Origin of the sequence: Alcaligenes faecalis, assembly GCF_002443155.1 — a bacterium.
GTDB lineage: Bacteria > Pseudomonadota > Gammaproteobacteria > Burkholderiales > Burkholderiaceae_B > Alcaligenes > Alcaligenes faecalis.
Genome location: NZ_CP023667.1, coordinates 45,895 through 67,764 on the forward strand (window position 1 = coordinate 45,895; position 21,870 = coordinate 67,764).

Consider the following 21,870-nt stretch of genomic DNA (forward strand, 5'->3'; position numbering starts at 1 on the left):
TGCGTACCTGGGACCTGTCTTTTCAGCGTTGCTCGGGGAATATGATGCGTTTGGGTTTGAAACAGAAGTTGTGGTTGCCATTAATCTTGTGTTTGATGGCGTTGGTGGCGGTTTTTGCGTTTGTGAACTATCAGCTCTATCAGGCACAGATGGAGGAGCGAAAAAGCAGTTTGCAGCACATCGTCAATATCGCAGTGAATATTACGCAGGACTACCAGCAACTGGTTAGCAAGGGCGTCCTTAGCAAGGAAGAGGCGCAAAAGCAGGCGCTGCAACGCATCGGCAGTATCCGCTTTGGACAGGAAGGTTATGTGTCGGTGTTATCTACCGATGTGGTGTCCATCATGAACCCCAGCCGCCCGGAGCTGGACGGCCAGAACGTCAGTGCCGTGGTCGATATCAACGGGGTCTACCCTTTTGCAGAGATGAGCCGTATCGGCCGCAATGGGGGTGAAGGTTTCCTGGAATACCACTGGCCCAAGCTGACCGACAAGAGCAATGCGCCCAAACTGGCTTTCGGAAAAGGCGTGGCCCAGTGGGATTGGGTGCTGACTTCCGGCGTGTATATCGACAATATCAAGGACCGTTTTCTGAGCAGCCTGCTTAGCTCCTCGATGGTGTTTTTGCTGATTATTGTGTTGGTGTCGGCCGTTACCGTGTTTCTGGCGCGCCAGATTTTTGCCGAACTGGGGGCCGAGCCCACGATCTTGCATGGCGCGGCTAAAGCGATTGCCGGTGGTGATTTGCGGGTTGCTCATTCCTTGCGTTCAATTCCGGACAATAGCGTGATGGCGTCCATCGAGCAAATGCGAGTGAAATTGAATGAAGTCATGCGCACCTTGCAGCACAGCAGTGGCGTGATTGCGGATGATACCTCGCAACTGTCTGTGGGCAATCTGGAGCTGTCCAGCCGCACCACTCAGCAGGCGGTGGCCTTGCAGGAAACAGCATCGGCCATGGAAGAGATGACCGGCACGGTGCGCATGAGCGAAGAAAACGCCATGCGTGCTGAGGAAGTCTCCAGTCAGGTGCAGAAAACCGCTCAGCATGGTGGCCAGATGGTCAGTGAGCTGGTGGACCGCATGGGGGCAATTCGCGACACCAGCGGCAAGGTAGCGGATATCACCACGGTCATTAACTCGATTGCGTTCCAGACCAATATTCTGGCTCTGAACGCCGCTGTGGAAGCCGCACGAGCCGGTGAGCAGGGTCGAGGTTTTGCGGTGGTGGCCGGTGAAGTGCGGGCCCTGGCGCAGCGCACGACGGCTTCTGCCCAGGAGATTGCTCAATTGGTGGAAGCGTCTTCCACCAGCACCCGCGAAGGTGTGCAGTTGATGGGGCAGGTGGGGGAGGTGATCGATGAGATGGTTACCGGCAGCTCGCAAGTGATGACGATTGTTCACGAGATTGCGGCATCTACTCGCGAACAAACCATTGGGATCGAGCAAATCAATGTGGCCGTGGGGCAGCTGGATTCGGCTACCCAGCAAAACGCGGAGATGGTGAACCAGGTGGCTCACACTTCCAGTGAGTTGCAGGACCAGGTGCAAGAGCTGGATCGCTTGACTCAGGCTTTCCGTCTGGGGTGATAAAAGGCGCGGACTCGCGCCAACCAAGGGGTGCGCCGATTATTTTTGATCGTATACTGCCTCTTGGTACTGGGATTGTCCTGCGGCAAACCGGCATTTAGGAGGATGTATGTTGCGCGCACCTGTTGTTGCTGTATTGATGGTGGGAATGGTTGGGTCGGCTTGGGCGGCTACGCTGCCTTCGGCCCAGGGTGAAGTTCAGGCGCACGAACATCATGAACGAATACTGAGCTTGCAACAGGACGATCTGGTGCAAGGCAGTTGGCAGCATAGTGGTGATGTGGCGCTGGAACTGTTCGGCCCGGATGGCAAGGTGATTCGTCATTGGGCGGATGCACCTGCGCAGGGCGGTCCTTTTGGTTTTATTGCCAGCACGGCGGGCGAGTATCGCTTGCGGGTGTTGGGGCAGGGTGAGTATCAGTGGCAGGTGAAATCGGTCACGGCTCCTCAAACGCCTGCTCAGGCCGAGCCTTTGCAAGGTGATGTGATCCGTCAGTGGAGCATGCGTTTGCGCGCTGGCGAACCGGCTCGCGGTTTCTGGGACTATGTGCAGCGTGTGGGTTCTCCCTTGGTGGAGCGCTATAGCAATACGCATGATCGCGTCACGTTTGTCTGGCGCGGTGCCCGGAACGAGGTCCGTCTGCATGGCGGGCCGTTCTCTTATACCGATCGCATGCATCGTTTGGGCGAGTCCGATATCTGGTACATCACCTACGATTTGCCGCGTGATGCTCGCTTTGCCTATCGCATGGCGCCGGATGTGCCTTATGTAGGCCAGAGCATGGCGCGTGACGTGCTGCGGGCGGCCTTGCAGCGCGATCCTCATAATCCCAATGCTTTGCCGGAGAACAGCAAGGATCTGTTTGATGGTGAGTCGGTCTTGCGTTTGACGCAGGCACCGGCCGAGGTGGTGGCGCTGGAGCCGCAGCAGTTGGGGCAGGGGCAATGGCGTACGGAACGCTTGCCCAGCGAGGCTTTGGGTGTGGAGCGGCAGGTGCAGATTTATCAGCCTGCTGGCACCCGGGCTCAGGAAATTGATCACACCTTGATTTTGTTCGATGGTCGCGACTATCGGGATTTGGCGCGCGCGCCTGCCATGCTGGATACCTTGATTGCCCAAGGACGGGTGGAGCCTATGTGGCTGGTCCTGGTGGACAATCCGGGCATGGCGGAACGGGCGCGGGAGTTGCCGCCGAATGAGGCTTATATCAAGTTTTTGGACAAGGAGCTCATGCCTTGGTTGAATGCCCAGGGTGTGCAGTCGACGGCGGACAAGACGGCGATTGGTGGTTCCAGTTATGGCGGTTTGGCCGCCATGAATGCTGCGTGGCGTTTGCCGCAGTGGTTTGGCAATGTCTTGAGCATGTCGGGGTCGTTCTGGTGGGCTCCGACGGGTGATGCTCGTGGGCAGTGGCTGACGCGGCAGATGGCGGACTCAGAAGCTGTGCCGGTGAAGATTTATATGAGCGCCGGGGTGTTCGAGTCTTCAGGTTCCAGTCGGGATGTCAGCCTGGTGCAGGCTAATCGTCATTTGGATGATGTGCTGCGGGCGCGGGGGTATGACGTGCGTTACGTGGAAAGCGCGACGGCGCATGATTTTGTGGCTTGGAGGGATGCTTTGGCCTTGGGGCTGGAGCATTTGTTCGGGATTGAGCAGGGTGAGGCTCCGGTCGAGGACAAGAAGTAGCGGTAGCTGGACTTAGGCTGTGAGGGACGGGCTTTAGGCGGGCTCAGGAGGCTGGACCGGGGGGCTGTTCGGATCGGGGCAGGCTCAGGCGGGGCTGAGCGCTTGCTGGTGCTGCGCACCAGTACCCTTGGCATAAGATTGCTACGGGCGGGGCCTGAACTCGCCGGGTACTTGGTCCCCCGGACCAAGTACAAACGCCCGGCTCAAACAGCAGGCCCCTTGCATCCCTACGCAATCTCATGCCCGCGGCAAGCACTCTGATCCGCCCCGCCTGAGCCTGCCCCGACCCGAACAGCATGGTGGCAGTGCTCTTGAGTGGGCCTGCTTTCAACGGTTGTTGGTTGGGGCGTTTGGAACGCTGCAGTTGTTCGATCTAGTTCATAAGACTCGATCCGATGGACAATAAAAAAGGGCGGAATTTCCGCCCTTTTTTGCGTCTGGCTGTTTAGCCTTGGTCCAGTGTGGCACCGCCGTCCACGCGCAGGTCGGACAGGGTGATGTGGCTGGCGCGGTCCGAGAGCAGGAACAGCACGGCTTCGGCGATTTCTTCGGGGGTGGCGATTTTTTGCAGGGGGATGCCCAGGCGGTAGTTCTCGCCGGAGCCCGCGATGACGGTTTCGCGCGAGCTGCCTTGTGCCCACATGGCTTGTTGCATGGGGGTGTCGGTGGAGCCGGGGGAGATGATGTTCACCCGGATGCCGTGTGGGGCCAGTTCCAGGCCCAGGCAGCGGCTCAGTTGGGTGACGGCGGCTTTGGAGGCGGCGTAGGCGCCCATGGCGATGCGTGGGGTGGCAGCGGAGTTGGAGCTGACGTTGACGATAGCACCTTGTTTGCGCTCGATCATGCCTTTGGCCACGTTGCGGCAGACGTTAAAGACGCCGGTGGTGTTGATGGCAAAGGTGCGATCCCATTGTTCGTTGCTCAGCTCGGTGATGCGGCCCATTTGCAGGACGCCCGCGACACAGGCCAAACGATGAATGGGGCCCAGTTTTTCCTGCCCTTGGGCCAGCGCTGCATCAACGGCATCGGCCTGGCTGATGTCGACCAGATGGCAGGAAACCCGATCACTGTATTCGGACTGACTCAGTTGGGTCAGGCCTTCTACGTCCAGGTCCAGGGCGATGACGCTGGCGCCTCGCTCCAGCAGTAGGTGGGTGACGGCAGCGCCAATGCCACGGGCTGCGCCCGTGACGGCGATGCATTCACCTGCAAATTCTTGTGCGCTAGTGCTCATGTGTGCTTCCTGTTTAGCTTTGCAGGCTGTCCTGGATTTCGGCGCAGGTCAGGCTGACGCCGCAGCGTTGAGAGACGTGGCGGATGGCCATGTGGTGTTCTTCCAGCGAGAAGTCGGCAACGCCGTCAATGGCCAGGAAGGGCTGTACGTCTTGCATGAAGGCTTCCAGGGCAGTGGTCATGCAGCCGATGTGGGCGTAAACGCCGGTGATGATCAGCTGGTCTCGGCCCAGATTGCGCAGTTGCTCACGCAGGTCGGAGCGCTGGAAGGCGCTGTAGCGCCATTTGGTCAGCATGATGTCCTGCTCGGCCGGTGTCAGCTCGGGCACGACAGCTTGCTGGGTGTGAAATTCGGTGGCGGTCAGGCCTGGGCCCCAGAAGTCGTTCAGCAGAGCACGGTCTTTCTCGGGCTGCTCGGTGGGCTGGGCGGTGTAGAACACGGGAATTCCCAGCTTGTGGCACACGTCGCGCAGGGCGGCGATGCGTTCGATCAGCATGGGGATAGGGGCCTGGCTCATATCGTATTTCTGCAGAAAGTAGGTCTGCATGTCGTGAATGAGCAGGGCGGCACGATTTGCCTGTGGACGCCAATTGACGCGGTTGGCTACGGGGGTTTGAGGCAGCTCGTAACTAGGCAAGGCGTGAATGGTCATGAATCGTGTCTCCGTTAAAGGGTTATGTCTTGTGCCAGACCCAGTGAGTTAATCAGGGTCATGAGTTTATTGCCGGTCTCCTGGCGCTCCAGGGCAGGGACGGAGCCGTCCACAATGCCGGCGCCAGCCGATAAGGTCAGGCCTTGCTGGGTGTAGTGGCCGCAACGGATGGCCACGGCCCATTCGCCGTTGCCTTCGTGGTCGTTCCAGCCGATCGCGCCCGCAAAGTAGCCGCGATCAAAGACTTCGGTGGCTTCGATGGCCTGCATGGCGGGCTGGGTGGGCAGGCCGCAGACAGCTGGCGTGGGGTGCATGGCCAGCGCCAGCTCCAAAGAGCTGACGGAAGGGTTACGCAAACGGCCGCTGATACGGGTGGACAGGTGCCACAGGTTGGCGGTGCTGGTCAGGCTGGGGCCATCAGGTACTTCCATGGAGTCGCAGAACTGGGAAAGGATACGCACCACGTCCTGAATGACGTAGGCATGTTCACGCAGGTCTTTGCTGGACGCCATCAAGGTTTCGGCGCTGGCCTGATCGCGTTGCGGATCGGCAAAGCGTGGGGCCGTACCTGCCAGCGGGTTGACGGTCACCAGGTTGCCTTGGCGGCGCACCAGCAGTTCGGGGCTGGCTCCAAAAAACAGGTCGGGATCGTGCGCCGGGCCGCTCGGCAGGGGCAGGGCGTAGGTATAGCCAGCCGGATTGCTGTGGAGCATATTGCTCAACACAGTCCGACGGTCCAGGGCTTCGTTCAGCGTGATGGTCACGGTACGGGCCATCACGGTTTTGGAAATGTTCTGTTCGCGCATCGTGGCCAGGATGCGGCTGACGCTTTCTTCATAGCCTTCGCCATCGGGCAGCAGGCTTTGGCTGGCAATGCTGTTGCCGGACTTGGCCAGCGGCGGACGCTGGACCGGACGCAGCAAGACGGGGTCGCGTCGGTATTCCTTGGGCACACGCAAATAGGCTTCGCGGGACGGGTTAAAGGGGATCACGCCCACTAACAGGGGCGCGTCCAGACCTTGTTGTGCGGCTTGCGACAGCAAGGTTCGGGCATCGTCCAGCAGTTGCCCCTGGGCATTATTGGTATGCCGCTCCAGTGCCGTGCCGTGTGCCATCAAACTGACGGTGGGAGAGGCAAATACGCTGCTGTCGACCCGGTAATGCTGTAACCATTCTTCAATGGCGGCAGGGCGGACTTGATCGTCGATACGGCTGTTCATAGGAGTCCTTTTTAAGGGCAGGGGTTTTGCCGTTGCGCCCCTTTTTTTGAAAGGGGCGCGTCGGGCGATTACTTCAGGTGAAGACGCGTGATGCGGTCAGCGGTCTGGTCATCCTTGCCTTTGGATTTGTTGACCACGTAGGCATTGCCTTCGCCATCCAGGGAAACGTGGTTGGGGAAGCTGCCACCGTCCAGGTTGGCAACAATTTCGCCCTTGCCGTTCACGGCGGTCACGGTGCCAGCACCGCGCGAGGCCACGTAAGCCAGGGATGTCTTGGGATCGAACACCACGTTCAGAGCGCCAGCGCCGATCTTGATGTCGTGCTGAACGGAGCCGTCTTTGGCGTTCAGGATCAGCAGGTTGTCGCTGCCCTGGGCGGTGATGTAGACCTGATCATTCTTGCTGTCTACCGACACGCCAGCCAGACCACGTGCGCCAGGTACGGGGAACACGGTTTGGGCATTGTCGTTTTTCAGGTCAACAATGATCAGCTCGTTGGTGCTGGCGCTGACGGTGTACAGACGGTCTTTTTCAGCATCCAGAACCAGGCTCATGGTGCCGGGTTTGTTGCGGGTTTTCGATTGCAGTTCAATCGGGTCCAGCTGAGTCAGCTTTTTGGTATCGAACACGGCCAGGGTGTCAGCACCGGGCGAGGATACGTAGGCACGGTCGGCTTTCTCGTCCACAACGACATCACGTGGGTGGCTGACCACGCCGTCTTCAAATTGCTTGACCAGTTTCAGGTCTTTTTGGCTGTACACAGCCACAGAGCTGCTGCGGGTGTTGGTAACCCAGACATTGCCTTGCTTGTCGTCCACGTCCACGCCGTAAACGGCTTGAACCTGGCCATCATCACGGCCTTTTTGGGCGGCGGGTGTCACGCTGGCTTCAACAGCCAGGGTCTTGGGGTTAACTTTGACCAGCTGCGATTGCTTGACCGGCGGGCGGCCCACGGCGGAAGTCACGAACAGCACTTTGTTCTTGGGGCTGTAAGCGCTTTGGTACAAGCCGGGCACCAGGTGCTGGGATTGCAGTTCAAATTTGTCCTGGCCGCTCAGTTCAACTTTAGGAGAAACCTTCAGGTTGAAGATGCCGGCGGTAGAGGGCTTGCTGACCTGCATGACCACGGGGTGCACGCCAACGGCGGCTTCGGCAGGAATGGCAACGGTGGTGCTCAGATTGCCTTCTTTGTCAGCGACCAGCGCTTGAGGTGTCAGAGTGTGGCCGTTTTGCAGCAGGATCACTTCCTGGCCGGGTGTAAAACCACGGCCAGCCAGTTGAGCCTCGGTGCCTGCATAAACTACACCAGCGGCATTGAGCGAACCGCGAAAGTCAGCATCAGGCTGGTCAAAGGCGGGCGCAGCAAAAGCGTTGGCCAGAGACAGGGACAGGACGGCTGCGCTCAGGCCGGCCTTGCGCAGCAGTGCAGCGGGGGTACGGCGAATGCAATTGACATTGATTAGCATCTTTTAATCCTAAATAAAGGTTCGGTCGACAAGACGGTCCATGTAGGAGATCTTTCTACAGGCGTGCAGCAGGCGTGGGTAGAACAAAATCGAGATGTCAGGCATTGGGTGGGCCATCCTGTTTGCTGGCCGAACGCAGGCCTTGGTTGAACACGCCGAAACCACAGGCGACAGCGGCGCAGGCCAGGCCACCGACGGCCACGGCGACGGCCGGGCCAAGCAGGCGGGACAGATAACCCATTTGCATGTTGCCCAGGGCCTGGCCCAGGGAATATTGCGTCATCCACAGGCTGGAAACACGTCCCAGCAGGTAATCGGGGGTGTGGTGCTGAACCAGCGCCATGCGCATGATTTTGGAGATGGTGTCGGCAGCGCCCATGATGGCCAGGCAGATCAGCGCCCACCACAGCGTGGTTTGCAGGGACAGGGCCGCAACCGCCAGGCCCCAGATCAGCACGGCAAGCACAATGGCGGCGCCGGGGCGGGACACTTGGCGGCACCAGCCGCTGGACAGGGCAGCCAGCGTGGCACCGACGGCCGGAGCGGCGTAGAGATAGCCGGTGGCGGTGGCACCCATCTTCAAAATGGTGTCGCCCCATTCGGGCATCAAAGCCAGAGGCGTCGCCAGAATCAGGGCGGCCAGATCAATCAGCAGCAGGGCGCGCAGCAAGGGGTGGCTGGCGACAAAGGTCAGCCCATCGCGCAGGGACTGGAAGGCATTTTTCTGTGGCTGCTTGCCGGCTTGCGGAGGCAAGGGCGGCAGAGCACGCAAGAGCAAAGGGGTGACGATGACACCGCACAGCACGATCACGTAGCAGAACACCAGGCCAGGGCCTGCAATCAGTACGCCTGCCAGTGCGGGGCCGATAATGCCGCCCAATTGCATGGCCAGACCGGACAGCGCAGCCGCAGCGGCCAGCTTGTCACGACCGACCAGCGCCGGGGTGGCCGACATCATGGCCGGAACGCTGATCCCGCCTGCTGCGCCACCAATGGCCGCAGCGACATAAATCAGCCAGACCTGGGGGTTGGGCAAGAGCGTATTGAGCAGGAACAGCACCACGCTGATGATGTAGACACTGCGCGACCAGACCATCAGGCTGCGCCTGTCCATGCGGTCCGACAAGACACCGCCGGCAATCAGTGCCAGCACCATGGGGGTGGCCATGGACACGTTCAGGAAGGCAACGGCCACACTGGATTTGGTCAGATCATAAAGCTGCACGCTGGCAGCCACCATTAACATGCCGGTGACCAGCACCGTGGCGGCCCGAGCGAAGTAGGCAAAGCGGAATGCCCGACTTTCGATTAGTGGCGAGATATCCAGAAAGAAACGTCTTACAGACATGGCTTATACATCGAGTTCAGGTTGGGCTTGTGCCTGTTCGGCAAAAGCCATGGCCGATTCCATCAGCGGGGCCATGATGGCCACGGCTTCAGTACCGGTCAAATGAGCGTGCAAGGAGGCAATGTCATGCACGTCCAGCTGCCCTGCATAGGGCTTCCACAAATCGGGATGCAATTGTTTGCCTGCGTGGTCCAGCGCCGCACGGAAGTACAGCATGGGGCCGTCATAGGCGTGATGCTCGTACAGACGCACCAGACGGTTATTGTTCTCCACCACCTGGAATACGCTGTCCAGACGTGTGTCGGGCAACTCGGCCAGCGGGTGACCGCTGCGCTTGAGGAAGTCCACCACGCCCTGACGGGTCAGGGAAACGTCGGGCAAGCTGTCCGGGTCATGGCCTGCGATATGCAGCAGGGCCTTGTAGATGGCGTTGGGCTCGGGAGGCGGTTCATTACGCCACGCATCGCTGGGGTAGGCGTCCAGCAAGGACAACATGCCCACTAGTTGACCGCGACGGCGCAGCTCTACGGCCATGGCCTGAGCAATAATGCCGCCCACGGACCAGCCTGCCAGATGGTAGGGGCCGTGCGGCTGAACTTGCTCGATACGATCCACATAAACTTTGGCCATGGCGTCCAGGTTGCCATCCAGACCCAGCGAGGCGTCAGACAGCACGCTGGCTTGCAAACCATAGACAGCACGGCCTGGAGGAAGGTGACGCGCCAGCGCGCCATAGCACCAGGACAGGCCACCGGCCGGGTGAATCACGAACAGTGCAGGCTGATCGCTCGGTGCCGGACGCAAGGTGATGATGGGACCAAAACCGTCCGCGGCTGCACTGCCTGCCTGATCCAGATGCTTGGCCAGGCGGGCAATGGTGGGGTATTCAAAAATAGTGCCAATCGACACGGCCTGACCGCGCGCTTCACGCAGCAGCAAGGCCAGCTTGGCGGCCAGCAAGGAGTGTCCGCCCAGGGCGAAGAAGTCGTCGTCGGCGTAAAACGCCTCGCTGCTTTCCAGCACGGTGGCGAAGGCCGCGGCGATTTGGTGTTGAGTGGCTCCTTCCAGCGGCAAGCCAGCCGAACGTGCCTGCAAGGCAGGGACGGGCAGGGCCTTGCGATCCAGCTTGCCGTTGGCCGTCACCGGCAAGGCATCCAGGCTGATCCATGCGCTGGGCACCATGTAGGACGGCAAGTGCTCGCCTACATAAGCGGCCAGTGTGTTGTCCGTGCACTGGCTGCCTGCTTGCGGCACCCAGTAAGCCACAATCGCCATCTGACCGGGTATGTCTTCACGGGCAATCACGGCTACGTGGGCCACATCGGGGTGGCGCGCCAGCAAAGCTTCGATCTCACCCAGCTCGATACGTTGGCCACGCAGCTTGATCTGGTGATCGGAGCGGCCCAGGAAAATAACCGCGCCATCCTCACGCCAGCGGGCCACATCGCCGGTGGCGTACATGCGGTCGCCATGCAGGGCATAAGGATCGGGCACGAAACGTTCTTCTGTCAGATCCGGGCGGCCCCAGTAGCCTTGCGCCAGCTGACGGCCAGCCAGATACAGATGACCGGCCACACCGGGCGGCACGGGCTGCAATTGCTCGTCCAGAATGTACAGAGCGGTGTTCCATACGGGGAAACCGATAGGCACAGGCTGGGATTTGTCGTCGCGCGAAGCAGGCCAGTAGGACACGTCCACGGCGGCTTCGGTAGGGCCGTACAGATTGTGTAGCTCGGCGTTCAGCAGGGAGTGGAAGCGGTCGCGGGTAGCGGCCGACAGCTCTTCTCCGCTACAAAACACTAGACGCGGCGCCAGTCCACGAGCGGCAGGCTCATCCAGGAAGGCGCTGAGCATGGAGGGCACAAAGTGCAGCACCGTGATGCTCTGTTCGCGCATCAAGCGGGCAATATGGGCCGGATCGCGGTGCGCTTGTGGCGGGGCCACGACCAGGGTCGCACCCGACAGGAAGGGCAGGAAGAACTCCCACACCGACACGTCAAAGGTGGCCGGGGTCTTTTGCAAGATGCGATCACCGGCACCAATGCCGTAATGGGTTTGCATCCACACCAGACGGTTGACGATGGCGTCGTGGTTGACCAGCACGCCTTTGGGTGTGCCGGTAGAGCCGGAGGTGTAGATCAGGTAAGAGGGATCGTGCGGACCTGCGGCGGTCCAGGTTTTTGCACTGCAAGCTTGTTCAGGCTGAGGAACCAGCAGGGTGGCGTTCAGCGTGCAATCGGGCTGGCCGACCAGCAGGCGCGGTTGAGCAGCCTGCAAGATGGTGTTCAGGCGATCGGCAGGCTGGTCCAGATCCAGTGGCAAGTAGGCGGCACCGGCACGATGAATGGCCAGCAAGGACAGCACCAGCTCCAGCGAGCGGGGCAGGGCCACGGCGACGATATCGCCGGTCTGCACACCGGCCAGACGCAGTTGCGCGGCCAGATTGGCGGTTTGCTCGTCGATCTGGGCGTAGCTGAGCTTCTTGCCTTCAAATTCCAGGCCGCTTTGTTCCGGGTGAGCCTGCAACTGGGCGTGGATCAGTGCCCACAGCGTTGTTTCAGGAACCGGGTGGGCGGTCTGGTTGACGGTCTCAATCCAGTGGTGGTGTTCGGCATCCGTCAAGGTCGGCACGGCAGACAGGGTTTCAGCCTGCAAAGCACGCAGCAGGAACTGCTCCAGACGGACCAGATGGGTTTGAATCTGCTCTTCGGTGTACAGACGCGGGTTGGCTTCCACTTCCAGGCGCAGGCCACCGGCATCGGGCTGAGCGCGGAAGGTGAAGTTCAAGTCTTCCACGGGGCCAGCGCACAGCACGGTCTGGCTGGCGGTCAGACCCGCTTGTTCGTAGGGGGCATCGAAAGGCAGCACGTTGATGATGGGCCCGTGCAGACGACGCATGCCGCCCAGCAAGCCCAGATCACGGCGCAGTTGCTCACTGCGGTAGCGTCCATGACGACGCGCTTGACGCAGAGCCTTGGAAACCTGAATCAGGTACTGATTCAAAGGCTGGGACTCGTCGATATGCAAGCGCAGCGGAGCCACGTTCATCACGGTGGAGACGATACGGGCGCTGATATGGCCCAGACGGCCCATCCAGGGCACGCCTACCGTGCATTCGTCCTGGCGAGTGTGACGGCGCACATAGGCGGCAGTCAGACCTGTCAGAATGTCTGGCCAGCTGATGTCGCTGCTTTGTGCCAATGCTTGCAGGCTGGCTGTCAGCTCGGGCGTGACGGCGCTGCGTGCCAGCAGGAAATGATGGTCGCTCAAGGCCTGGGATTCGCTCAGGCTTTGGGCGGGCTCTGCATCGCTCAAGGTGTCCAGCCAGAACTGTCTGTCCTTGCTGCGGCGCTCGCTCTCCCGATAGTTTTGGTCGTCATCCTGCAAGAGGGCGAACGATTCCAGCTCATGCCCATGATCTTCACGGCCGCTTAGCAAGGCCTTGTAGAGCTTGACCACGCGCGTCTCGATCAGCGCCATGCCATAGCCGTCGGCGGCCAGGTGATGGATACGCTGATACCAGAGATGGTGCTTGGGCCCCAGCACAAACAGAATGTGCCGTGCCAGTGGCGCAACGGTCGGGTCCAGCGGTGTGCGCAGGTCGGCCATCAACTGGGTTTGGGCCTGTTCGGCACCGTCTGCATGGGCAGACAGGTCCACAATTTCCAGCTGAATTGGCTCTTGCGGACGCAGGTACTGGGCCGGGCCATCGGGTGTGTCCACCATGCGCAAGGTCAAGGCATCGGCTTCGGCCAGCGTCAGATTGATGGCTTGCGCAAACAGGGCAGTGTCCAGCGCCGAGTGGATATGGGTGCAATGCCCGGTGTTGAAAATCGGGTTGAGCGGGTCCAAACGCTGGGCGTACCACAGACCTTCTTGTGCTTCGGTCAGGGGGCGCAATGGCAGTTCGGAAGGGGAGCTAAACATAAGCGTGTTGCAGTAAGAAAATCAGCGGCCGTTTTGTTGGGCACGCTCGATCAGCGACCACCATTGGCCCAGAGTGACGACCGAGGCCATTTCGGAAAACTCGATAGGAGCGCCGGCTTCGCGCCAGCGGGTGGCCAGTGTCATGACACGCATGGAATCCAGGCCCAGATCGATCAGGTTGTCGTCGTCCAGAATGTCCTGCGGGTCTTCATGCAGCATGGCGGCAATGTCTTGCCGCATGCGTTCCAGGGTAAGTGCAGTACTCATGATTATTCTTGCGTTGTGTTTTCTAATTGCTCGCGCAACTGGGCGCGCAGTTCCTTGCGGCTGATCTTCAAGGCCGCCGTTTCCATGAAACGATCCACAAACACGATTTGGTCCGGTACCTTGAAGTCGGCCAGACCACGGCTGCGTATCCATTTCTTCAGTTCAATCGCGCGTGGCTTGTCATCCTTGGGAATGATGAAGGCGCAGCTGCGCTCGCCCAGGAACTCGTCGGGCACCGACACCACCGCAGCATCAAAGACCTGCGGGTGGGCCAGCAGATGGTCTTCAATTTCCTCGGCGGAAATTTTCTCGCCAGCGCGGTTGATATGGTCAGTGGCACGGCCCTGAACCATCAAGTAGCCTTCGGGTGTCATGCGTACCACGTCGCCTGTGCGGTAAAAGCCGTCCTCGGTAAAGGAGCGGGCATTGGCCGACGGGTTGTTGTGATAGGCGCGGATTGTGTAGGGGCCACGTGTCAGCAGATAGCCGGTTTCACCAGGGGCCACCGGATTGCCGTTGTCGTCCACGATCAGGATTTCATCGTCCGGGCTGATAGGGCGGCCCTGGGTGTTGATGATGATGTCCTCGGGGTCGTCCAGGCGGGTGTAGTTCACCAGGCCTTCGGCCATGCCGAACACTTGTTGCAAGGTGACGCCCAGAGTGGGTCGCACGCGCTTGGCCGCTTCGGCGTTCAGTTTGGCACCGCCCACCTGGATCACTTTCAGCGATTCCAGATTGGCATTGGTCTTGGTGGCTGCATCCATCCACAGCATCAGCAGCGGGGGAACCAGACTAGTGTCGGTTACGCCTTCGCGCTCGATCAGTTCAAAGCAAACGTCCGGGCTGGGGGCAGGGCTGAGCACCACTTTGGCACCGGCATACAGCGCACCCAGAAAACCGGGCGAGCTCATGGGGAAGTTGTGCGCAATGGGCAAGGCGCCCAGGAACACGCTGTGCTCGTCCAGACCGGCAATCTTGGCGCTTTCGCGCAAGGTGTAGATGTAATCGTCGTGCGTGCGGGGGATCAGCTTGGACAAGCCGGTGCTGCCACCCGAGATTTGCAGGAAAGCCACTTCGGAAGGCTGGGCAGCCGACTCGGGCACGTCCACATTGGCTGCACTGCTTTGCAGCTGGGCAAGCGAGGTGTATTCCTGCGCATCGCCCACGATGTAGACCTGCTCGACATGCGGGCAGCGTTCACGCAGCTCGCGTACCAAAGGCAGGTAATCAAAACCGGCATGCGTATCCACACCGATATAGGCGCGAGCCTGGGCGGTATTGGCAAAGTGCTCGACTTCGGTAATGCGGTGCGCTGGCAAGACGTACACGGGCAACAGACCGGCACGGAACAGGCCAAAGATCACGCTGACAAATTCAGGGATATTGGGCAGGTGCACCAGCACCCGGTCGCCCTTGCGCAAACCGGCTTGCAGCAGCCCCGCTGCGACCTGGCTGGCGTACTGGTCCAGCGCGCCATAGGTCCAGCGCTGGTTGCCGCCAACAACGGCTTCACGTTCTGGATGGTTTTGCGCGCGCGTGCGCAGCAAGGCACCAAACGTTTCCCCTTGCCAGTGTCCGGCATCGCGATAGCGTTGGGCAAAGGCGTCAGGCCAAATTTGTTCAACAGGAATAGATTTCATCATGGTAATGAGAACTATTACATAAATAAGTAGGCTTGTCAGAATTACTCATGGTAGGTCAGCTTGACGTCAGGCAGTTGAATACTGTCCAGAAAACTGACTGTCCATGGAGCAAAGGAAGTGTCCAAACAGACTGCGGCGGCATAGTTTTCCACCGGCCGGTGACTGTGCACCACCAAATCTTGCAAGATGGGATGGGGGGATTGTACGGTGCATCCGTGATCTGGGTGACCGTCCAAGGATAATTCTTGAGGCTGAATATGAAAACCCGTGCCCGCATGCTTCAGGGCCGCTTCTTTTCCACACCACAGTGCATAAAAATCCAGATCGCATTTTAACCAACTGCGTTCGGACGGCACACTGCAATGTTCGACCAGCCCCGGTTTGACGGGCAGGCGCATGGCTTCTATGTCCACGCCTATGATTTGGTCGGCAATTCCAATGAGTACACGCTCGCCGCTGTGCGACAGGCTAAAGTGCAGGTCGGTGTCGTCCAGATCCAGAACTGGCTTGCCGTGTTCCAGCGTTGTCACCGGGACGGCGCGGGGCGTGCAGCCCAGCAAGGGCGCCAGAAAATGGCGCAGGGCACCATGGGCCAGCAGGCTTAAGTGCTGATCTGACTGACGTTTGCGGCGGGCAATCACGGCCAGGGTGCTGTCCGGGATCTGGCTTCGTAACCAGGATTCCATACCTGCAGGCAGGGGAAGCGACAAGCTGTACACAGCCAGCATGTCAAAGTCCCAAATGGCGTTGCAAAAGGGCGGCGTCCTGGCGTAACTGCTCGGCAGGGCCGTCGTAAACCAGCTGACCATTGCCCAGCAACAAGGCTCGATCCGCCAATTGCAGGGCCAGGCTTAAATTCTGTTCGGCAATCAGCACGGTAATGCCCTGCTCGTTCAGCGTTTGCAGCTGCGGTAGCAAGGTGTCCTGAATGGTCATGGGGGCCAGGCCTTCGCTGGGTTCGTCCAGAACAATAATGGAGGACTGTGTCAGCAGGGCGCGGGCCAGCGCCAGCAATTGCCGTTCGCCACCACTCAAGGCGGAGCAGGAGGACTGGCGGCGCTCGTACAGACGCGGCATGGATTCATAAATGCTGTTCAGCGTCCAGCGATCATCCGAGCGTGGACGGCGGGCCAGCCCGGCCAGGCGCAGGCTTTCCTGCACGGTCAGTGTGGGAAATCGGCCCCGGCCTTGTGGCACCAGCGCCATGCCTAGAAAGGCGATTTTGTGGGTAGGCCAGCCCGCAATATTTTGTCCATGCACATTGATTTGCCCACTCCACTGCGGGCCCATATTGAACAGGCAGTGCAGCAGGCTGGTTTTTCCGGCGCCGTTGCGGCCCAGCAGGGCCACGCTCTGGCCGCCGGGAATATCCAGCGAAATTTCTTGCAGAATGTCGGCCCGATCGTAGCGTGCATGCAGGCCCAATATGTTCAGCGCTGTGCTCATGCTGTCTCCAAAGCCAGTTCACCCAGGTAGGCCTGGCGCGCGCCAGCGTGCTGGCGCACGGCGTCCGGGGTATCGCAGGTCAGCAAGGTGCCGGACGACAGCACGGCGATCCGGTCGCATTCCTGAAAAACAATATCAATGTCGTGGCTGATCAGCAGCACGGCGCATTGGCCGCGCATGGCATGGACCAGCGCCATGACTTCACGGGATTCGGATTCGGACAGGCCAGCGGTTGGCTCGTCCAGCAAGAGGACTCGGGGTTCCTGCGCCAGGGCAATCAGCAAATCCAGGATGCGTTGCTCGCCATAAGACAGGGAGCGGGCCAGCAAATGGCCGCGACCGGCCAGGGCGCTGTGTTCCAGCAATGCTTCGGCCGCTTGTTGACTGGCATTGCGGGCAGACTTGCGGCCCCACCAGTGGTAGCCGCAATCTTTTTTGATGCGCACGGCCAGGGCCAGATTTTGCAGCAGGCTCAGTTCAGGAAAGATGCGGCTGGTCTGAAAGCTGCGTACCAGACCTTGCTTGGCGCGCTCAATGGGCCCCAGGCTGCGCAGGTTCTTGCCTTCCAGCAAGACCTGGCCGCTGGAGGGCGTGGCCAAACCGCTGATGATATTGAACAGCGTGGTTTTGCCTGCCCCATTGGGTCCAATCAGCCCCAGGGTTTCGCCCGCACGCAGCTCCAGACTGACATCCGTCAGGATATCCAGGCCCCCCACATGCAAGGCCAGTTCGCGAGTGCTTAGTAACACGCTCATGAGGACCTCTTGCGCCGCTCAGCCAGACCGTTGGGCATGAACAGAACCGTCAGCACAAAGATCAAACCCACCAGCAACTGCCAACGATCCGTGTAGGAGCTGAGGTAGGTCTGGGCAAACAGATAAAACGTAGCGCCGATGAACGCCCCGCGCCAGGTGCGTATGCCACCGATCACGCCCATGATGATGAGTGTGGCCGAGAAGCTCCAATGCACTTGTTGCGGGCTGACGTACTGGTTCGCAAAGGGATACAGGCCGCCAGCTGCACCGGCTACCGCACCTGCAATCATGAAGGTGTAGAGGCGAATGCGCCATGCCTGATAACCCAGGGCAGCCATGCGCAAGGGCTGGTCACGCAGGCCGGTCAAGGCCAGCCCGATCGGGGCGCGGCTAAAGGAGCGCAGCAGCAACCAGCAGATCACCGCCAGCACCAGGGCCAGAATCATCAGGGTGTAGGGAGCGCTCAGGGGCAGGTCACCCAGGCTCAGGCGCGGGAAACCGCGCAGGCCGTCTGCACCGCCGGTGACGTCACGCCAGCGAAACGCCACTTCCCAGATCAACTGACCGGCAACCAGCGTTGCCACCATGAAAAACAGTTCGGAACTGCGCAGGCTGATCAGCGCCATCAAAATGGACAGCAAGGTCCCCGCCACAATGCCCACCAGCAACATCAGTGGCAGGGACGCGCCCCAGTACTGGCTGCTGACAGCGGTGGCGTAGGCGGCAAAGCCAAAGACGGCACCGTGACCCAGGGACACGAGGCCGCCGTAACCAATCAAGAGATTGATGCTAAGGACAGCGCAACCGATCAGCAGGGCTTCGGTGCCAAAGCGCCACAAGAAGGCGTCGCCCCAGAAATAGCTGCTGAGCAGGACCAGGCAGGCCAGAGCGGGCCAAAGTCCAGTGCGCAGCAGGCAGGTGTTGAGCTTGTTCATTTAAACCTGACGCGTAGCGGATTTGCTCAAGCCATTGGGCCAGCAAAGCAGAAGGCCCAGCATGACGGCCAGGGTAGCGGCATTGGCAAAGGCCGGGACCCAGACGCGGGCAAAGGTGGTGACGAAACCCAGAATCAGTGCACACAGCAAGGTGCCGCGTACCGAGTTCAAGCCGCCAATGACCACCACCAGCAAGGCCAGCAAGAGGATTTCTTCATCCAGGCCGGGGTAGACCGACAGCATGCCTGCGCCCAAGGCTCCACCCAAACCGGCCAGACCGGCGGCCAGCGCCATGCCGATGGCAAACAGGCGACGCGAGTTCAAGCCCAGGGTTTCGACAATCTGGGCGTCCTGCACGCAAGCGCGAATGGCCGCGCCCCACAGGGTGCGATCCAGCAGAAACCAGAACAGCAAGGCCAGCGTCAGGCCGGTGACGATCAGGAACAGACGATAGGTGGGGAAGGGCAGGCCCATGATCCACACGCCGCCACGCAGCACTTGCGGCAGCATGGGCGAGAGTGTGTCGGCACTGAAGCCCCAGCGCATCAGGTCCGCCAGAATGACGGACAGACCATAGGTCAGCAGCACCTGCATCAAGTGGGTGCGCTGGTAGAACTGGCGAAAGGGGAAGCGGTCCAGCAACAAGCCCATCAGCCCGCACAGCGCAAAAGCGGCGGGGAAGGCCAGCCACCAGGGCGCGCCGGATGCCAGCCACTGGACGCTGATATAGCCGCCCAACAGGAAAAAAGAACCGTGTGTCAGGTTGATGAAGTTCATCAGGCTGAGCACTAAAGACAGCCCCAGCCCCGCCAACATCAGCAGGGCTGAGAAGGACAGGGCATTGAGGATTTGAAGCAGGAAATAAGACAAGGTGGAGCTCAAGAACGCGGGCCGGGGTCCTGGATACGCTGGTAAGTGTGAACCACGGTGTTAAAGGGGCGACCTTGGGCGTCTTTTTCCACCCGGTTGACGTAAATATCCAGAATGGACTGGTTATTGCGCGGGTCAAAAGCCATGGGGCCAAAGGCCGTGTTGATGGGCTTGTCCAGCAGGGCTTGCTTGAAGGCGGCCTTGTTGGACAGATCCCCCTTGACCGCATCCAGACCGGCCTTGATGACCTGGCCGGTTACGTAACCGGAGGTGCTGGCCTCGCCGGGCAAGCGGCCACGACTGGCCTGGTAGGCGGCAACAAAGTCCTGGGCAGCCGGAGCGCCAGGCGATTGGTGGAAGGTGCTGACACCGCCCAAAGCGGCTTCGCCTACAGCGGTAATCACGTCTTCCTGATCAAACAGGGCGCCGGGGCCCACGATCTGGATCTTGCCGTGCAACTGGTAGTCCTGCATTTGCTGGTGGAAACGAACGGCGTCGGCACCGGCCAGGAAGGTGTAGACAAACTTGGGGTTGCTGGCAGCCAGATTCATCAGGATGGGCGCGAAGTCGGGCGTACCCAGGGGTGTCCAGATGCGCTCGCCCAGCGTGCCGCCTTGTTCCTGATAGGTATTGGCAAAGTCGTCGATGTATTCGCGGCCTGCGGTGTAGTCCGAACCCAGCGTGATACCACCGGATTTTTCGATATGCTCGAAAGTCCACAAAGCGCCGGTGTGGCCCAGCATCCAGCTGGTTTTGGTGGGGCGAAACACGTAGGGGCTGGCGGCTTCACGTGCCAGGCCATTGGCAGCGGCGTTGGAAATAAAGGTAGGCAGTTGCGCATCGTGCACGATGTCACGAATGGCCAGTGCGATATTGGCGCTGATGACGCCGCCCAAAATGTCGATCTTGTCGCGCTCGATCAGCTTGCGCACTTTACGGATGGCTTCGTCCGGCTTGCCGTGATCGTCCTCGACCAGCAACTGCACCTTGCGCCCACCCATTTCGTAATTGCATTGTTGCAGCATCAACTCCAGACCGGCGCGCATGCTTTCGCCCAAGGAGGCGAAGGGGCCGGACAAGGATGTCAGCAGGGCAATTTTCAGGGGACCGTCTTGGGCGCGAAGCAGGCGGGGAACGCCAAATAGCAAAGGGCTGGCCGCGGCAGCTAGCAAGAGCTGGCGACGTCCAGCACGGGTAGGGGAGAGAGTCACGAGAGCTTGTTTCCGTAAGAGAGCCAAGTTCGCCTGGGAAGACATTTCAGGCAGGAGGCTGCGCTACTAAATGTTAATCATTATCATTTTATGGCCTTTCCTGATGTAAATAAAGGCTCATTGCCTTTGGGTGTCCATTTCAAGCATGGATAATCAGGGCCGACAGGCCCCGATTTGGGGCTGATCAGCTTGAGAAAGCGGCCATGTGGACGCTTTGCAGGAACGCAGAGGGAGAGCGCTTAGCGGGCATCCCCATTGATATTGGCGCGAATGCGGTTCAGAAACTGGCGCAGTTGGGTCAGTTCTTCAGCCGAAAAGCCCTGAATGGCACGGTGATGAATGTCCAGAGCGGCGGGCAGGACGCGCAGAAAGTGTTGCCGACCTTGCTCATGCAGATGGATCAGTACACGGCGCTGGTCCAGAGGGTCGGGCTGGCGGGACAGGTGGCCTGCGTTTTCCATCACCACCAGGGCGCGCGACAAGGTGGTTTGATCCACGTCGGTATATTGCGCCAGGGTGCTGACGCCCAGGCCATCGGTTTCGTTCAGAAAAGCCAGTACGCGCCAATGCAGCAGGGTTAGTTCATGGCTGCGCAGCAAGGTCTGAAAGTCAGCATTTAAGGCCGAGGTACTGCGATTGAGCAGATAGGGAATAAACGTATCGTGCCCGGTATAGGCGTCGGTCAGAGGACGGCTGGCCATAGTGAAGCGGCTTCCTTGATGCAGAAAAAAAGCAGGCTACTCGCTCAGAGTGATTGAGTGAGCCTGCGAAAGCCCGGTCAGCGCTGCCATTGACCGGGCAAGTGGTTGGTTCAGTCTCAGTTCGTATGATCCACTTTGCGCTGCAAAGCGGCAATCGTCAGGTTCAGTGCGAAGCCCAGCACACAGATCCAGACCAAGGGTACAAACATATCAATCGTGCGGTAGCTGCGTGCGGCGGCGGTCAGCATATGGCCCAGACCGTCGGTGGAGGCAATCATCTCGGCCAGAAAAACCACCACGCAGGCAATCACGCCGGCCACCCGGACACCGGCCAGCACGGTCGGGCTGATGGCGGGCAAAATGATTTTCCACAGGCAGACACTGCGGGAGGTGCCCGCAGCACGTGCCGACCAGATCAGCTTGCGGTCCACGGTTTGCGCCGCCACCCAGCTGGCCATCAGCACAGGGAAAATTGCATCCGAGACCACAAGAGCGATTTTCGATGAGCTTTCAAACCCCATGATCAGGATCAGTGCCGGGTAAAGGGCGATCTTGGGGATAGGGGCCAGCAGGCGGATCAGGGCATCCAGCAGAAACGAGCTCCAGCGTGTCAGTTGTGCAATCAGCGCCAGGGCGACACCGGCCACACAGGCAATCAGCAAGCCGCTTAGCAGGCGGTAGACGGTGATGCCCAGGTTCTGCCAGAAGTCCGCCTGACCGGCCAGTTCCAGTACACGCATCAAAATGGAAGAGGGGGCCGGCAACAACTGCGGGCTGACCCAGCCCGAGCGGGTGCACAGCTCCCAGACGATCAGCATCAGGGCTGGACTGATGCACAAAGACAGGCCCGACCAATCACGGCGTTTGGCCGGGCGGGTTTGAGTAGAACGCATAGCTTGTCCCGGTGAGGCTAAGGTTT

General features: G+C 60.1%; 18 protein-coding genes. 2 read left to right on the top strand and 16 right to left on the bottom strand.

Going from position 1 to position 21,870, the window contains the following annotated elements:
* Nucleotides 1-41: 41 nt before the first annotated feature.
* Both CPY64_RS00230 and CPY64_RS00235 read left to right on the top strand, forming a co-directional pair.
* A complete protein-coding gene (locus CPY64_RS00230) occupies nt 42-1,589 on the top strand; it encodes a methyl-accepting chemotaxis protein (RefSeq protein ID WP_042488704.1) in 1,548 nt (515 codons plus the stop codon).
* Nucleotides 1,590-1,698: 109 nt separating this feature from the next.
* Nucleotides 1,699-3,276 carry an alpha/beta hydrolase gene (locus CPY64_RS00235; protein WP_042488651.1) on the top strand — a complete coding sequence of 526 codons (1,578 nt, stop codon included), beginning with the start codon at nt 1,699-1,701 and terminating at the stop codon, nt 3,274-3,276.
* Between the two features lie 445 nt (nt 3,277-3,721).
* On the opposite strand, the gene CPY64_RS00240 is transcribed toward CPY64_RS00235, so the two are convergent.
* The 16 genes from CPY64_RS00240 to CPY64_RS00315 form a co-directional block, all read right to left on the bottom strand.
* The gene (locus CPY64_RS00240; protein ID WP_042488647.1) at nt 3,722-4,510 is read right to left on the bottom strand and encodes a 2,3-dihydro-2,3-dihydroxybenzoate dehydrogenase; all 789 of its coding nucleotides are present in this window, start codon (nt 4,508-4,510) and stop codon (nt 3,722-3,724) included.
* Nucleotides 4,511-4,523: 13 nt separating this feature from the next.
* The gene (locus CPY64_RS00245) at nt 4,524-5,162 is read right to left on the bottom strand and encodes an isochorismatase family protein (protein WP_042488642.1); all 639 of its coding nucleotides are present in this window, start codon (nt 5,160-5,162) and stop codon (nt 4,524-4,526) included.
* 14 nt (nt 5,163-5,176) lie between these two features.
* On the bottom strand, nt 5,177-6,382 hold the full coding sequence (locus CPY64_RS00250; RefSeq protein ID WP_042488638.1) for an isochorismate synthase: 1,206 nt from the start codon (nt 6,380-6,382) through the stop codon (nt 5,177-5,179).
* Nucleotides 6,383-6,450: 68 nt separating this feature from the next.
* Complete coding sequence (locus CPY64_RS00255; RefSeq protein ID WP_042488635.1) at nt 6,451-7,848, bottom strand: YncE family protein; 1,398 nt, start codon at nt 7,846-7,848, stop codon at nt 6,451-6,453.
* 97 nt (nt 7,849-7,945) lie between these two features.
* The gene (entS, locus tag CPY64_RS00260) at nt 7,946-9,196 is read right to left on the bottom strand and encodes an enterobactin transporter EntS (RefSeq protein WP_042488632.1); all 1,251 of its coding nucleotides are present in this window, start codon (nt 9,194-9,196) and stop codon (nt 7,946-7,948) included.
* Between the two features lie 3 nt (nt 9,197-9,199).
* Nucleotides 9,200-13,123 (bottom strand): non-ribosomal peptide synthetase, encoded by a 3,924-nt coding sequence (locus CPY64_RS00265; RefSeq protein WP_042488629.1) that lies wholly within the window; start codon nt 13,121-13,123, stop codon nt 9,200-9,202.
* A 21-nt stretch (nt 13,124-13,144) separates the two neighbouring features.
* The gene (locus CPY64_RS00270; RefSeq protein WP_042488626.1) at nt 13,145-13,390 is read right to left on the bottom strand and encodes a phosphopantetheine-binding protein; all 246 of its coding nucleotides are present in this window, start codon (nt 13,388-13,390) and stop codon (nt 13,145-13,147) included.
* Nucleotides 13,391-13,392: 2 nt separating this feature from the next.
* Nucleotides 13,393-15,033, bottom strand: coding sequence for a (2,3-dihydroxybenzoyl)adenylate synthase (locus CPY64_RS00275; RefSeq protein ID WP_042488624.1), 1,641 nt, complete (start codon nt 15,031-15,033; stop codon nt 13,393-13,395).
* A 41-nt stretch (nt 15,034-15,074) separates the two neighbouring features.
* Nucleotides 15,075-15,761 carry a 4'-phosphopantetheinyl transferase family protein gene (locus CPY64_RS00280; protein WP_042488622.1) on the bottom strand — a complete coding sequence of 229 codons (687 nt, stop codon included), beginning with the start codon at nt 15,759-15,761 and terminating at the stop codon, nt 15,075-15,077.
* Nucleotide 15,762: 1 nt separating this feature from the next.
* On the bottom strand, nt 15,763-16,479 hold the full coding sequence (locus tag CPY64_RS00285; RefSeq protein ID WP_042488620.1) for an ABC transporter ATP-binding protein: 717 nt from the start codon (nt 16,477-16,479) through the stop codon (nt 15,763-15,765).
* Nucleotides 16,476-17,234, bottom strand: coding sequence for an ABC transporter ATP-binding protein (locus CPY64_RS00290; protein WP_042488617.1), 759 nt, complete (start codon nt 17,232-17,234; stop codon nt 16,476-16,478). The genes CPY64_RS00285 and CPY64_RS00290 overlap by 4 nt, the downstream gene beginning before the upstream one ends.
* Entirely contained in the window at nt 17,231-18,169 is a 939-nt protein-coding gene (locus CPY64_RS00295) for a branched-chain amino acid ABC transporter permease (RefSeq protein ID WP_042488614.1), read from the bottom strand. The genes CPY64_RS00290 and CPY64_RS00295 overlap by 4 nt, the downstream gene beginning before the upstream one ends.
* Nucleotides 18,170-19,051, bottom strand: a complete 882-nt coding sequence (locus CPY64_RS00300) for a branched-chain amino acid ABC transporter permease (protein WP_021447074.1) — start codon at nt 19,049-19,051, stop codon at nt 18,170-18,172.
* On the bottom strand, nt 19,048-20,250 hold the full coding sequence (locus CPY64_RS00305; protein ID WP_226791439.1) for an ABC transporter substrate-binding protein: 1,203 nt from the start codon (nt 20,248-20,250) through the stop codon (nt 19,048-19,050). Before CPY64_RS00305 ends, CPY64_RS00300 begins: the two co-directional genes overlap by 4 nt.
* Before the next feature lie 239 nt (nt 20,251-20,489).
* A complete protein-coding gene (locus CPY64_RS00310) occupies nt 20,490-20,951 on the bottom strand; it encodes a MarR family winged helix-turn-helix transcriptional regulator (RefSeq protein ID WP_042488605.1) in 462 nt (153 codons plus the stop codon).
* A gap of 116 nt (nt 20,952-21,067) precedes the next feature.
* Nucleotides 21,068-21,844 carry an ABC transporter permease gene (locus CPY64_RS00315; RefSeq protein ID WP_042488701.1) on the bottom strand — a complete coding sequence of 259 codons (777 nt, stop codon included), beginning with the start codon at nt 21,842-21,844 and terminating at the stop codon, nt 21,068-21,070.
* Nucleotides 21,845-21,870 lie beyond the last annotated feature (26 nt).

Excerpts from the sequence above, each read along its gene's own strand:
- CPY64_RS00290 (WP_042488617.1), bottom strand. The coding sequence starts at position 17,234 with ATGAGCGTGTTACTAAGCACTCGCGAACTGGCCTTGCATGTGGGGGGC.
- CPY64_RS00280 (WP_042488622.1), bottom strand. The coding sequence starts at position 15,761 with ATGCTGGCTGTGTACAGCTTGTCGCTTCCCCTGCCTGCAGGTATGGAA.
- CPY64_RS00285 (WP_042488620.1), bottom strand. The coding sequence starts at position 16,479 with ATGAGCACAGCGCTGAACATATTGGGCCTGCATGCACGCTACGATCGG.
- CPY64_RS00250 (WP_042488638.1), bottom strand. The coding sequence starts at position 6,382 with ATGAACAGCCGTATCGACGATCAAGTCCGCCCTGCCGCCATTGAAGAA.
- CPY64_RS00270 (WP_042488626.1), bottom strand. The coding sequence starts at position 13,390 with ATGAGTACTGCACTTACCCTGGAACGCATGCGGCAAGACATTGCCGCC.
- CPY64_RS00275 (WP_042488624.1), bottom strand. The coding sequence starts at position 15,033 with ATGATGAAATCTATTCCTGTTGAACAAATTTGGCCTGACGCCTTTGCC.
- CPY64_RS00235 (WP_042488651.1), top strand. The coding sequence starts at position 1,699 with ATGTTGCGCGCACCTGTTGTTGCTGTATTGATGGTGGGAATGGTTGGG.
- CPY64_RS00310 (WP_042488605.1), bottom strand. The coding sequence starts at position 20,951 with ATGGCCAGCCGTCCTCTGACCGACGCCTATACCGGGCACGATACGTTT.
- entS (WP_042488632.1), bottom strand. The coding sequence starts at position 9,196 with ATGTCTGTAAGACGTTTCTTTCTGGATATCTCGCCACTAATCGAAAGT.
- CPY64_RS00295 (WP_042488614.1), bottom strand. The coding sequence starts at position 18,169 with ATGAACAAGCTCAACACCTGCCTGCTGCGCACTGGACTTTGGCCCGCT.
- CPY64_RS00240 (WP_042488647.1), bottom strand. The coding sequence starts at position 4,510 with ATGAGCACTAGCGCACAAGAATTTGCAGGTGAATGCATCGCCGTCACG.
- CPY64_RS00230 (WP_042488704.1), top strand. The coding sequence starts at position 42 with ATGATGCGTTTGGGTTTGAAACAGAAGTTGTGGTTGCCATTAATCTTG.
- CPY64_RS00315 (WP_042488701.1), bottom strand. The coding sequence starts at position 21,844 with ATGCGTTCTACTCAAACCCGCCCGGCCAAACGCCGTGATTGGTCGGGC.
- CPY64_RS00255 (WP_042488635.1), bottom strand. The coding sequence starts at position 7,848 with ATGCTAATCAATGTCAATTGCATTCGCCGTACCCCCGCTGCACTGCTG.
- CPY64_RS00245 (WP_042488642.1), bottom strand. The coding sequence starts at position 5,162 with ATGACCATTCACGCCTTGCCTAGTTACGAGCTGCCTCAAACCCCCGTA.
- CPY64_RS00265 (WP_042488629.1), bottom strand. The coding sequence starts at position 13,123 with ATGTTTAGCTCCCCTTCCGAACTGCCATTGCGCCCCCTGACCGAAGCA.